Consider the following 12,241-nt stretch of genomic DNA (forward strand, 5'->3'; position numbering starts at 1 on the left):
TGAAATCGTACTGATACATGACGCCTTTGATTCCCGCCGAACTTCTACAAAAGTCGGAAAAAATTCTGTTCATCGCCCATCTGGCGCTGGGAGACTTTACCTACCTGCAAAATGGTTTCCGCGCCTTTGCCGCAGCCTACCCCCACATCCAGATCCACCTGTGGGTCGACGAAGTACGGCGCACGTCCGACGCCAAACAATGGGAAAGCTTGCGTACCTATTCGCTGTACGACTGGGTAGAACAGTCGGGCCTGTTCGCCAAGGTGTACCGCAAGACCTACAGCCCTGCGCTATACGAAGAATCACTGCGCGAGGCACAGGCGGAGCAGTATCCTGTCGTCGTGTCGCTGGCCCACGTACGGCCACAGCAATATGCGGACCTTGCCCGCGCGATCAGCCCGCACGGGCTGGTGATCGGCACGCGCAAACCGTTCAGCCCGCTTCGCCCCTGGCATTACCTGGCCTACCGCAAGATCGACGCCGTACTGGCCTCGTATGCGGGGCAAGATGCCGGCGAGCACCATATCAGCAGCGTGTATGCGGACTGGTTCCATCAGTTGACGGGACTCGACATTCCCGTGGCCGAACGCTATCCCTTCGTGCACATACCCGAGCACGCATTGCAGCAGGCGCAGGAGCAGCTGGCCGCCTGGGGCTTTGCGCCGCGCCAGGGCCCGCTCGTGCTCTTGAATCCATTTGCCAAGTCGCACAAGCGCGGCTGGCCGCTGGAACGCATTGCCGAACTGATTTCACGCATGCAGGCGATGCCGAAATGGCGGCATGCCTGCTTCCTGATCAATGCCATGCCGCAGGAACTGGCCAAGGTGAATGCCGTCGTACAGGCGCACAACTTGCCGCGCACGCAAGCCTTCAGCGCCGTCGACAACTTTTTCCAGCTGCCGGCCATGCTGGCGCAATGCGACCTGATCATTTCGGTGGAAACGTCGATCATGCACCTGGCGAACGCCGTGCATGTGCCCGTCGTGGCATTGATGCGCAAGAAGAATCCGGAATGGGCGCCCTTCGACAGCGCCAACAGCACCGTCATCACGGTGGCGCGGCGCAGCGACTGGGTCAAGGCGATTTCAAGCGATCAGGTATTGAAGACCATCGCCTAGAGAACGCTGCAGCAGCTAGCCGGTGCCCAGCATGCTGATGCGCACCAGGTCGGCCACATTATCGACACCGAGCTTTTCCATCAGCCGCGCCTTGTGCACTTCCACGGTGCGCACGGAAATGCCCAGCGCCGGGGCGATATCGCGGTTGTGCTGGCCCGTTACCACCAGCTGCATCACTTCACGCTCGCGCGGCGTCAGCGCGCGCAGCAAGGCGAGCCCCTCCACCTGACGCTGCAACTGGCCGCGCGCATGGGCCTCGCGCGAAAACGCTTCATCGATGGCGGCCATCAGCTTGTCGTGGTCAAACGGTTTTTCCAGGAAATCGCTGGCCTGCGCCTTGAATGCCTGGCGTGCCAGCGCCACGTCGCCGTGCCCCGTGATGATAATGATGGGCAGCATGCATTTGAGCTCCAGCAGGCAGCGCTGCAGGCTCAAGCCATCCATGCCCGACATGCGGATATCGATCAGCAGACAGCCGGCCCACTCGGGCCGCCAGCTGTGCAGGAAATCCTCGCCGCAGGAAAACAGGGCCGTGCGGTAACCGCGTATACCCAACAGCAAACCCAGCGCATCGCGCACGGCGGGATCGTCGTCCACGATAAACACCGTCAAATTACTTGTCACCATACTCTCCCTTGGCGGCCGCACTGGCGTGCGCCAGGGGCAGGATAAAACGAAAAATACCATGCTTGCCCACTTCGGCCCACAGCTGGCCGCCATGCGCTTCGACGATGCTGCGACTGAGCACCAGGCCCAACCCCAGGCCGCTGGCCTTGGTCGAGACGAAAGGTTCGAACAGGCGCGCGGCCAGGCTGTTGGAAATGCCCGGCCCGCTATCTTCCACCGACAGGCGCAGCCGGCTCCCTTCGAGCGGCTCGGCCGACACCGTGATGCGGCGCTGGCCGCGCGGCTGGCCCATCACCGCATCCTGTGCATTGGCCAGCAAGTTACGCAGGACCAGCTCGATTTGCAGGCGGTCCGCGTTGACGGCCAGCGGCGACGGCGGTGCCAGCACCAGCTCGATGCCATGTTCATGGAACAGCGGCGTGAACTGGCGCGCCAGGCCATCGATCAGGCCGCTAGCCTCGACGGCCTCGAGCTGCATCGCGCCGGTACGGAAAAAGTCGCGCAGGCGACGCACCACGTCCGCGGCGCGTCCCGATTCCACGATCATGTGCCCGATGGCGCTTTGCAGCAAGGCGCCATTCTCGCCCCGTTCCACGAGGTATTCGCAGGCCTTGCCATAGGTCGACAAGGCCGTCAGCGGCTGGTTCAGCTCATGCGCGAGAGCGGCCGCCATTTCGCCGGCGGCCGCCAGGCGCATCGTGTGTTTCAGTTCGTCAGCCACCTGCCGCATTTCATCGACGACGATGCCGATAAAAAAGCCCACCAGCGCCAGCACGGCGTCGAGCAATTGCAATTCATAAAACTGGATATCGACCGCATGCGTCCATTTCACCAGGGTGATGATGCATAACTGCAATACAAACACGGCCAGCATGGCACCATGCAAGCCCTGGCGCGAGGCGGCCCAGATGACGGGAAGGAATAGGAAATAGAAATGCTTGTATTCGGAACGCACGATGGAACCGAAGACGCTCCACAGCACGAAGCTGGCCAGGGCCAGGTAGGCCAGGGTTTCCCAGCGCCAGACAGCGGCATGCAGGCGCGCCCGCCCGCGCTCGCTGAACAGCACCCAGATCAGCGGCATCGATACCAGCATGCCGACCGTGTCGCCGATGCCGAAACGCCAGACGGCAGTGCTCCACTCACCGGACGGTATGCGCCCCGTGAGCGACAGCAAGGAAATATAGCCGAGCGCATTGAGCGTAGTGCCCAACAGCACGATGAGGACCCAGGCGCTCAGGCGGCGCCGGTTGTCGAAGATGTCGCTGCTGGTGAAACTGCGGCGCAGGACGGCGCCGATACCGCCATAGCCGAGCACCAGCCACGCCGAACAGAGCAAGGTCAGGGGCAGCCCTGCCGGCATGCCGCGCACCAGCACCTCGCCGGCCACCAGGGCAATAAACCAGGGCAGCGCCGCCTTGCGGCCGTGGATCAGCCAGAATACCAGGCCCAGCGCGGGATCGGGATTCCAGGGGGTGATGTTCAGCCCGTACATCGGGTCGATGTACGTGGCCCAGTCAAACAGCAGATACAGGCCGACAAAGGCGGGATACGGCAGGTAGCGGGACAGGAATGGGCGCATAACGGTGTTTTTTAACTGTACAGCATTATGCATCGCAAGCGTGCGCCACGCCATGCCATCTTGCGTTATAGGCACATGAAATAATTTCCGTGCAACATCGCAAGGCGCGCCAGCGCGGTCACGCTACGGCCAAGGGCAAGCGCACCTCCACCAGCAAGCCCAGGCCGCCATTACCGCTGTGCAGCTGAATCGTGCCGCCATGCTGGCGTACGACGGAAGCGACGATGGACAAGCCCAGGCCGCTGCCTGGCTGCACCTGTTGCGGCGCGCGGAAAAAGCGGTCGAACACGCGGTCATACAGCGCAGGCGCGATACCCGGTCCCTGATCGGCCACATGCAACACGGCCTGCCCCCGCTCCGCATGCAGCGACACCGTCACGCTGCTGCCGCGCGGGCTGTACTTGATGGCGTTTTCCACCAGGTTGTCGATCAGCGAAACGAGGCTCTCGCGCTGTCCGGGCACGCTGAGCGAGACGCTGGCCTGCAATTCGAGTTCGATATCGCCCGCCTGGGCCAGGCCGGACAGGGCCGCCAGACGGTCTTGCAGCAAGCTATCGAGCGCCTGCCGCCGCGGCAACTCGCCCGCGCCCGCCTGCACCTCGCTGCGCGTCAGCTGCAGCAACTGCCCCACCAGGCGCGCGGCCCGGTTGCCGCTGTTTAAGATACCGTCCAGCAGTTCTTGCTGGCGCGCATCATGTACCTGGCTCTGCAAGGCCTCGACATTCACGCGCATGGCCGCCAGCGGCGTGCGCAGCTCATGCGTGGCATCGGCGATGAAGCTGCGTTCGCGCGCGGCGCTGGCATCGACCCGCTGCAGCAGCGCATTGATATTGTCGACCAGCGCCGCCAGTTCGCCATGCGGCGGCTTGAACGCCAGCGGCCGCAAATCCTGCGGCCCGCGCGCCGCCACCTCCTGCGCCAGCTTGCGCCACGGCCGCATGGCAAGGCGGATCGACAGCCAGGCCGGCACCAGCAGGAATGGCAGACTGATCAGCAGCGGCAGCAGATAGTAGCCGCGTGAATTAATCGTGATAAACAATTGCCATGCGCCTCCCGCTTCCAGCACCGTCACGCGCGTGCTGCCCTCGTCCAGGCTGCGGCTGCGCCAGGCCTGGCCCTTGATGTACACCACTTCCATCTGCTCCGGGCCGGCGCTGCGGATACCGCTGGGCGCATCGGGCGACTTGTAGACCAGCTTGCCTTCGCGCCAGACGAGGATGCGCGGCGCCAGTTCCGGCACCCGCCCCGTTTCAAACTCCTCGCGCAAGGCTTCGTCGATGGCGCGCAAGCTTTGTTCCTGGCGCTGAGGCTGCTCGGCCAGGTTGTCGGCCACGCTGATAATGGCGTGCAGGACGCCACGGCTCACATTGCTCGCTTCGTCCGCCCCCTCGACCATCACATACGCCACGGCCAGGCTCCACACCATGGTCAGCATCAGCATTTGCGCGATCATCAGGCGGCGCACCAGGGTGGGCCGGCGCAGCATGGCCCAGAAACGCCCCATCATGCGCCGGCACCCGGCGCGGTGGACGTCTCGCCCTGCTGGTCGATGACATAGCCGACGCCGCGCACGGTACGGATATAGCCTTCGCCTATCTTGCGGCGCAGGTTGCCCATGTGCACATCAAGGGTGTTGCTGGCATTGGCCAGCCCGCCGGGCAGGATGTGTTCTTCCAGCACGCGGCGCGTGATGACCCGGTTGGCGCGCATCAGCAAGGTCTTGAGCAAGGCATATTCACTGGCCGTCAGTTCCACGGGACGGCCGTGCACGCTGACACGGCGCGTGGGCACCTGCAGCAGCAGGCCGCGCAATTCGATGGTGTCGCCGTCGAAGCCATAGCTGCGGCGCGCCAGCGCGCGCACGCGCGACAGCAGTTCGGCCAGCACGAAGGGCTTGACCAGGTAATCGTCGGCGCCGCCATCGAGGCCCCGCAAGCGCTGTTCCACCGTATCGCGGGCGCTGAGGATGAGCACGGGCAAACGGGCTGCGCGCAGCCGCGCCAGCAAATCGAGGCCATCGCCATCGGGCAAGCCCAGGTCCAGCAGCACCAGTTCGCAACTGTCGTGCTCGATGCTGCGCGCCGCATCCTCGAGGCTGCGCACCCAGACCACCTGCATGCCCTGGTCGCGCAAGGCGATCCGCACGCCATTGCCCAGGTCCATATCGTCTTCAATCAGCAGTATTTTCATGGTGAGTATTAAACCACCGCAAGCTGAAGAATGGGTAAAGAACCCGCCTTCATGCAAATTTAATAAAAGGCTCATTTTTCCTTCATGGCAAGGACAGATACTGTCGCCAGTCAATCGAGCCACTCCGGACTCGGTTCTCCACCTGACGGAAAACTCCATGCACGCATCTACAACCTTGTTGACCTCGCTGGCACTGGCCTGTGGCCTGAGCTTGAATCCCCTGGCCGCCGCGGCGGCCGAACCGGCGGCGGAAAATGTCTTCACCATCGGCGGTGGCGTCGCCGCCGTGTCCAGCTATTCCGGCGCCGACAAGCTGTCGGCCTCGCCGTTGATCATTCTCGACTACGCGATGGCCAATGGCCTGTTCTTCAGCACCTCGCGCGGCATCGGCTATGGCGGCGAGGTCGGCGCCTTCAGCTACAGCGCTGCATTGGGCTACCGCGGCAACCGCGAAGACCACAAGCGCAAAGGCGCCAATGGCTGGGGCGGCAGCGATTACCTGAAGGGCATGGGCGAAGTCAAAGGCAATGCCAGCGCCCTGCTGAGCGCCGGCTATTCCCCCTTGCCGGGCCTGTCGCTGACCGTCTCGAGCGACATTCCCCTGTCGAACCGCGAAAACGGCGCAAACGTGCATTTCGGCGCCAGCGGCCAGGTTTACGGCAGGTCCGACGCCCAGGGTGTGCAGAAGGACAGCGTGACCATCGCCGGCCAGCTCGCCTGGGGCGAGCGCAAATACGTGCAGACCATGTATGGCGTGACGGCGACCCAGGCCGCAAATACCTCGTTCAAGCAATACACGCCAAAAGGCGGCTTCTATGAAGCGCAAGCCACGGTCAACTGGGAGCACCGCATCGATGCGCGCTGGGGCGTCAATACGCTGATCGGCGTCGAGAGCCGCCTGGGCGACGCGGCCAAGAGCCCCATCGTGCAACGCAAGACATCGCCGATCGGCGCCGTGTACGTCACCTACCGCTATTAAAATCGGCGCCGCATAAGGGAAGCCCGTACGCTGTTTCGCCAATTTACACGGGACGGGGGCCTGGATAAGATGGCATGGTTTTTCCACCACGGCCATCTCTTTCATGCATGCATCGTGCCTTGCCACGCAACGCCACCGCGCCCCGGACGGCGCCGCGGGTGCCTGCGGCAAGCCGGGCCAGGATACCTTGCAGCTGCTCCTGCCCGTCAAGCGCGCCAGCGACATCGTCTACGGCGCGCGCTATGCCAGGCGCCTGCAGGAATGGGGCATCAAAGTCCGCGTCAGCCTGTTGCACGTGACAGCGGCGCCGCGGCGCCAGGCCGATGAGCTGCCCCGGCACCGCGCCGGCGAGTGCCAGGCGATTGACCTGGCCACGCAGCACATGATGCACGAGGCGGGACTCTACCTGAGCCGTTCCCATATCGCCTTCAGCACCCATATTTTCGCCGGCGAGCTGCTGTTTACGATACTCGATACGGCCGAGCTGCTGGGTTGCCACGAAGTGGTCTTGCCGGCGCACCGGCGCAGCGGCTGGCCGCGCCGTTTTTCAGGTGGACTGGCCGGCAAGCTGGCGCGTGGCAGCCGCGGCACCACCATCCTGCTGGCAAACCACGAGGGCGTCAGCAGCCCGGTACCCGTCTGAGCCGAAACGGCTTCGACGTTCTCCCTTTATCATGGACATGCGCACGATGATGCCAACTATTACCCTGTCTGACGGCTTGATGGCGATGCCGAACGGCATGCGCCGCTGGCGCGAAATGCTCAAGCTGCACCTGCGCGCCCGCGTGCAGCAGCGCGAGACCCGCCTCTGGCTACAACTGCTGAACTCGCATCCGGCTTTTCATGACTTGGTACAAGCGTATCCGCACATGATCCACAAGGTCTACCGTCCTTACCTGAGCCTGACCCTGAATTGCCAGCAGCGCGTGGAATTGCTGGCCGAGCACTACCACTTCATCTTGCAGCAAGGCTGGGGCAAGCTGATGGGCCAAGCGGCCCACGGCCCCGTGCGCCTGGGCACGGTGGCGGGCAAGTCGGGCGCGCCCTACCATTTGCAACTGTGTTCGCTGCACCCGATGGACCGCGAAGGCGAGATGGTGCTGCAACTGATGGCCGACGACGACGTGCTGTATTCGATCGCCTTTTCCTTCTTCGGCAGCCAGCTGCGCGCCACCCTGGGCATGCGCATCGGCTGCCTGCAGGGCCCGAAGGGCGAAGACAGCGCGCACCGCGTGCGCGAAGCAACGCGCGACCTGCATGGCATGCGGCCCAAAGCCCTGATGGTGCGCCTGGTGCGCCAGCTGGGATACGAACACGGCTGCCGCAAGATGCTTCTTGTCGGCAATATCAACCGCGCCGTGCACCATTCCGCCAAGAAAGGCCGTTTGTTTGCCGACTACAATGCGCTATGGCAAGAACTAGGCGCGCAAGTGCGTCAGGACGGGGATTTCGAGTTGGCGTGCGAAAACCTGCCTTTGCCGGCGCTGGAAGACATTCCTTCCAAAAAACGCTCGGAAGCGCGCAAGCGCCATGAACTGACACTGGCCATGATCGCCAGCCTGCGCAGCGGCCTCGACGCCCACCGCAGCCAGGTGCAGGCCGCCACGGCAGGCGCGGCGGCCGCCGCCGGCGAGGTACGGCAAGCGGCCATGCTCGACGAGGACGAGGACTACGCTTCCGCCATCGCCTGAGCGCCTTCCCTCTTGCGGCACACGCTACAACCCGTGCTCGGCACAATCCTGTTACGCTAGCGCTATCGGTATGCATTACGGTGCGCCGGTTCCCCCAACGCTTACTAGGAGGCATTCATGCGCGTAGATATTTACCGCCGGGCCGAGCACGACGGCATTTTTTCCTACCTCGCCGTGCCGGAAGGAAAGCTTATTCCGGAAGAAGTGACCAATACCGACTGGCAACTCGAAGTACGCGCCAGCGAAGTGGCCGACGATGCCGAGATCTTGCCCAACTACCATATCGAACAGCCGCACCAGCAGATCGCCGCCAAAGGCTATGCGATCACGGGCCTGAAAGACATGTAAACGAAAAAAGCCAAACCAGCATGTCTGCGGTTTGGCTTTGTTTTTGGCGTTGTCATATGCGCCCGGTGGTGCCGGTCAGTATTCGACCGCCACCTCTTGCGCGCCCAGCATTTGCTCGAGGGCCATCTGCAATTCATCCGATGGCGCCACTTTCCACTCGTCCCCAAACTGCAGCACGCAACTGACGCCCTGCGGGCTGACCCGCGCGGCGATCGGCAAGCCCGTCTCGGCCCGGTGCGGCAGGATCACGTCACGGATGCGCTTGGCGTCCAGGGTGGACGGCAAGGTCAGGCCCAGCTGACGGCCATACTGCACGCGCGCGGCGATGATGTCGAAAGCGCTCTCGGCCGTGATACGCAAGCCGCCCGAAAAACGGTCTTCCGACACCTTGCCGACCACGGCCAGGAATTCATCTTCCTTGAAAATTTTCCGGTTGGCGTCGAACAATTCGCCGTACACCGTCACTTCCACCGTGCCGCTCTTGTCGTCCAGGGTGACGATGAGTATCTTGCCCCGTTGCGTCATCTGCGTGCGCAAGCCCGTGATGACGCCGGCCATCATGCGCGGTTCGCGCGACGGCGACAGTTCCGACAATTTCGTGCGCGCGAAGCGGCGCGCCTCGGGCGCGTACGAATCGAACAGGTGGCCGGACAAATAAAAGCCCAGCGCGATCTTTTCTTCCGTCAGCCGCTGTTTATCGCTCCACACGGGCACCTTGACGTACTCGGGCGGCGCCACCATGTCGCTGTCGTCGCCGCCGAACAGGCTCACCTGGTTGGCCGCCTTGGCGGCCTGGTCCGCGCATTCCATCGCGAACGCCACGGACGCGAGCAGGATGGCGCGGTCGACCTTCAGGCAATCGAAGGCGCCGCTGCGGATCAGCGACTCGATGGTGCGGCGGTTGATCTGCTTCTTGTCCACGCGCTTGCAGAAATCGAACAGGCTCGTGAAGGGACCGCCCGCCTCGCGCGCGGCGATGATGGCTTCGATGGCGTTCTGCCCGGAACCTTTCACGGCGCCCAGGCCATAGCGGATCTGCGTGACTTTCTTGCCGCTCACGGACGGCGGCGCGCCGCTCGGCGTGAAACGGTAATCGGATTCGTTGATATCCGGCGGCAACAAGGTCAGCTTGCAGATCTCCAGCGAGTCTTCCACCAGGATCTTGATCTTGTCCGTGTCGTCCATGGCCAGCGACAAGTTGGCTGCCATGAAGGCGGCCGTGTGGTGCGCTTTCAGATACGCCGTGTGGTACGACAGCAAGGCGTAGGCGGCGGCGTGCGATTTGTTAAAACCGTAGCCGGCGAACTTTTCCATCAAGTCGAAGATCTCGTCGGCCTTTTCCGCCGTCAAGCCATCTTTCGCCGCACCGGCGCGGAAGATCTCGCGGTGCTCGGCCATCTCTTCGGCTTTCTTTTTACCCATGGCGCGGCGCAGCATGTCGGCGCCGCCCAGCGAGTAGCCGCCGACGATCTGCGCCATCTGCATCACCTGCTCCTGATACACCATGATGCCGTAGGTTTCGGACAGAATCGATTCCGTGCGCGGATCGGGATAGTCGAAGCGTTCACCGTGCTTGCGCTTGCAAAAATCTGGAATCAGGTCCATCGGGCCCGGACGGTACAAAGCCACGAGCGCGATAATGTCCTCGAAGCGGTCGGGACGCGCGTCTTTCAGCATGCCCTGCATGCCGCGCGACTCGAGCTGGAACACGGCCACGGTCTTGGCCTTGGTCAGCAGGTCGTAGGACGGCTTGTCGTTCAGCGGCAAGGTCGCCAGGTCGAAGTTCGCCTGCGCGGGATCGAGTTGCTTGATATAGCGCACGGCGCGGTCGAGGATGGTGAGGGTCGTCAGACCCAAGAAGTCGAACTTCACAAGGCCGACGGCCTCCACGTCATCCTTGTCGTACTGCGACACGACGCCCGAGTCGCCGCCCTGCGTGTACAGCGGGCAGAAATCCGTCAGCTTGCCGGGAGCAATCAAGACGCCCCCCGCGTGCATGCCGATATTGCGCGTGATGCCTTCGACTTGCTGCGCCAGGTCCAGCAGCTGCTTGACCTCTTCCTCGTTTTCCAGGCGCTCCTTGAGCAGCGGCTCCTCTTCGATGGCGTCGGCGATCGACACGGGCTTGCCCGGCTTGAACGGGATCAGCTTGGAGATGCCGTCGCAGAAGTTGTAGCCGAAGTCCATCACGCGGCCCACGTCGCGGATCGCACCCTTGGCCGCCATGGTACCGAAGGTGGCGATCTGCGAGACGGCCTCCTTGCCATACAAATCCTTGACGTGCTGGATGACCCGGTCGCGCCCTTCCTGGCAAAAGTCAATATCGAAGTCGGGCATCGAGACGCGTTCGGGATTCAAAAAGCGCTCGAACAGCAGGTTGTACTGCAATGGGTCGAGGTCGGTAATGAGCAGCGAATACGCGACCAGCGAACCGGCGCCCGAGCCGCGGCCCGGACCGACGGGCACGCCGTTTTCCTTGGCCCACTGGATAAACTCGGCCACGATCAGGAAGTAGCCGGGAAACTTCATGTTGCAAATCGTGTCCGTCTCGAATTTCAAGCGCGACTCGTAGCGCGGACGCTCCTTCTCGCGGCGCTCGGGATCGGGATACAGCTGCAACAAGCGTTTTTCCAGGCCCGCCTGCGATTCGGCGACGAGGAACTGGTCAATCGTCATGCCGGGCGGCGTGGGGAAGTTCGGCAGCTGCGGCTTGCCCAGGGTCAAGGTCAAATTGCAGCGCTTGGCGATTTCCACGGAATTGGCCAGCGCGGCGGGCAAGTCGGCGAACAGTTCGGCCATATCGGCCTGCGACAGGAAGCGCTGGCTGTCATTGAAGCGTTTCACGCGCTTGGCGTTGGCCAGCATTTCGCCTTCGGCGATACAGGTGCGGGCTTCGTGGGCAATAAACTCTTCTGGGGAAATGAATTGCACGGGATGCGTGGCCACCACGGGCAAGCCCAGCTTGGCCGCCAGGGCCACCGCATGGCGCACCTGCGCCTCCTGGTTGGCCTGGCCGCCGCGCTGGATTTCAATATAGAAATGGCCAGGGAAAATCTCGGCCCAGCGCTGCGCGTTGCGTTCGGCCAGGGCCAGGTTGCCATTCTCGATGGCGATCCCGACATCGCCGAAGTGCGCGCCGGACAGCACGATCAAGCCGTCGGCCGCGCTTTCGCCCGGGTACAGGTCGTAGGTATTCGTCGCCAGCGCCTGCAGCCACTCGATGCGCAGCTCGGCGCGCCCCTTGTACTGGTTCGTCAGCCAGGCCGTCGACAGCAGTTCGCACAGCTGCAGATAACCCATGCGGTTCTTCGCCAGCAACAGCAAGCGCGACGGCTTTTCGCGGTTGTCGTCATTCGTGATCCACACGTCGACGCCGACGATGGGCTTGATGCCCTTGCCGCGCGCTTCCTTGTAGAACTTGACCATGCCAAACAGGTTCGACAGGTCGGTGACGGCCAGCGCCACCTGCTTGTCCTTCGCCGCCGCCTTGACCACGTCGTCGATGCGCACCAGGCCATCGACGATCGAGTACTCCGAGTGCACGCGCAAATGGACGAAAGCAGGACCGGGCTGCATCGCTTGCTGTGAACCTGCCGGAGTGCCGGCCTCTTGCATTACCATTTCCATCCTGTGTACCGTTTCGTGCAAAATTCAATGGGGTCTATTCTACCGCGTCGCGGGTGCGGACCGGGTATCCCGTCCGGCC

At 63.1% G+C, this 12,241-nt stretch carries 10 protein-coding genes; 5 read left to right on the forward strand and 5 right to left on the reverse strand.

From position 1 onward, the window contains the following. Nucleotides 1-17: 17 nt before the first annotated feature. On the forward strand, nt 18-1,118 hold the full coding sequence (locus BLU39_RS14165; RefSeq protein WP_092713963.1) for a glycosyltransferase family 9 protein: 1,101 nt from the start codon (nt 18-20) through the stop codon (nt 1,116-1,118). 15 nt (nt 1,119-1,133) lie between these two features. On the opposite strand, the gene BLU39_RS14170 is transcribed toward BLU39_RS14165, so the two are convergent. The 4 genes from BLU39_RS14170 to BLU39_RS14185 form a co-directional block, all read right to left on the reverse strand. Then, the gene (locus BLU39_RS14170; RefSeq protein ID WP_092713964.1) at nt 1,134-1,745 is read right to left on the reverse strand and encodes a response regulator transcription factor; all 612 of its coding nucleotides are present in this window, start codon (nt 1,743-1,745) and stop codon (nt 1,134-1,136) included. Then, nucleotides 1,732-3,327, reverse strand: a complete 1,596-nt coding sequence (locus BLU39_RS14175) for an ATP-binding protein (protein WP_092713966.1) — start codon at nt 3,325-3,327, stop codon at nt 1,732-1,734. The genes BLU39_RS14170 and BLU39_RS14175 overlap by 14 nt, the downstream gene beginning before the upstream one ends. 118 nt (nt 3,328-3,445) lie before the next feature. Next, nucleotides 3,446-4,834: a sensor histidine kinase gene (locus BLU39_RS14180; RefSeq protein ID WP_092713968.1), complete on the reverse strand. Its 1,389-nt coding sequence runs from the start codon at nt 4,832-4,834 to the stop codon at nt 3,446-3,448. Then, complete coding sequence (locus BLU39_RS14185; RefSeq protein WP_092713970.1) at nt 4,831-5,517, reverse strand: response regulator; 687 nt, start codon at nt 5,515-5,517, stop codon at nt 4,831-4,833. Before BLU39_RS14185 ends, BLU39_RS14180 begins: the two co-directional genes overlap by 4 nt. Nucleotides 5,518-5,674: 157 nt before the next feature. Here BLU39_RS14185 and BLU39_RS14190 point away from each other — a divergent pair, with 157 nt between their 5' ends. The 4 genes from BLU39_RS14190 to BLU39_RS14205 all read left to right on the forward strand — a co-directional run bounded on the left by BLU39_RS14190 (nt 5,675) and on the right by BLU39_RS14205 (nt 8,535). Then, nucleotides 5,675-6,496, forward strand: a complete 822-nt coding sequence (locus BLU39_RS14190; protein WP_157808819.1) for a MipA/OmpV family protein — start codon at nt 5,675-5,677, stop codon at nt 6,494-6,496. Between the two features lie 103 nt (nt 6,497-6,599). Then, entirely contained in the window at nt 6,600-7,139 is a 540-nt protein-coding gene (locus BLU39_RS14195; RefSeq protein WP_092713972.1) for a universal stress protein, read from the forward strand. A gap of 46 nt (nt 7,140-7,185) precedes the next feature. Next, nucleotides 7,186-8,187 carry a VirK/YbjX family protein gene (locus BLU39_RS14200; RefSeq protein ID WP_175539300.1) on the forward strand — a complete coding sequence of 334 codons (1,002 nt, stop codon included), beginning with the start codon at nt 7,186-7,188 and terminating at the stop codon, nt 8,185-8,187. Between the two features lie 117 nt (nt 8,188-8,304). Then, nucleotides 8,305-8,535: a DUF6139 family protein gene (locus BLU39_RS14205; RefSeq protein WP_092713976.1), complete on the forward strand. Its 231-nt coding sequence runs from the start codon at nt 8,305-8,307 to the stop codon at nt 8,533-8,535. 75 nt (nt 8,536-8,610) lie between these two features. On the opposite strand, the gene dnaE is transcribed toward BLU39_RS14205, so the two are convergent. After that, nucleotides 8,611-12,150 carry a DNA polymerase III subunit alpha gene (gene dnaE / locus BLU39_RS14210; RefSeq protein ID WP_092713978.1) on the reverse strand — a complete coding sequence of 1,180 codons (3,540 nt, stop codon included), beginning with the start codon at nt 12,148-12,150 and terminating at the stop codon, nt 8,611-8,613. Between the last annotated feature and the right edge of the window lie 91 nt (nt 12,151-12,241).

It is taken from the genome of Janthinobacterium sp. OK676 (assembly GCF_900103595.1).
Lineage (GTDB): Bacteria > Pseudomonadota > Gammaproteobacteria > Burkholderiales > Burkholderiaceae_D > Janthinobacterium.

Bases quoted from the DNA above. Each gene is read 5' to 3' on its own strand.
- BLU39_RS14205 (WP_092713976.1), top strand. From the start codon at position 8,305: ATGCGCGTAGATATTTACCGCCGGGCCGAGCACGACGGCATTTTTTCC.
- BLU39_RS14185 (WP_092713970.1), bottom strand. From the start codon at position 5,517: ATGAAAATACTGCTGATTGAAGACGATATGGACCTGGGCAATGGCGTG.
- BLU39_RS14195 (WP_092713972.1), top strand. From the start codon at position 6,600: ATGCATGCATCGTGCCTTGCCACGCAACGCCACCGCGCCCCGGACGGC.
- dnaE (WP_092713978.1), bottom strand. From the start codon at position 12,150: ATGCAAGAGGCCGGCACTCCGGCAGGTTCACAGCAAGCGATGCAGCCC.
- BLU39_RS14180 (WP_092713968.1), bottom strand. From the start codon at position 4,834: ATGATGGGGCGTTTCTGGGCCATGCTGCGCCGGCCCACCCTGGTGCGC.
- BLU39_RS14165 (WP_092713963.1), top strand. From the start codon at position 18: ATGACGCCTTTGATTCCCGCCGAACTTCTACAAAAGTCGGAAAAAATT.
- BLU39_RS14175 (WP_092713966.1), bottom strand. From the start codon at position 3,327: ATGCGCCCATTCCTGTCCCGCTACCTGCCGTATCCCGCCTTTGTCGGC.
- BLU39_RS14190 (WP_157808819.1), top strand. From the start codon at position 5,675: ATGCACGCATCTACAACCTTGTTGACCTCGCTGGCACTGGCCTGTGGC.
- BLU39_RS14170 (WP_092713964.1), bottom strand. From the start codon at position 1,745: ATGGTGACAAGTAATTTGACGGTGTTTATCGTGGACGACGATCCCGCC.
- BLU39_RS14200 (WP_175539300.1), top strand. From the start codon at position 7,186: ATGATGCCAACTATTACCCTGTCTGACGGCTTGATGGCGATGCCGAAC.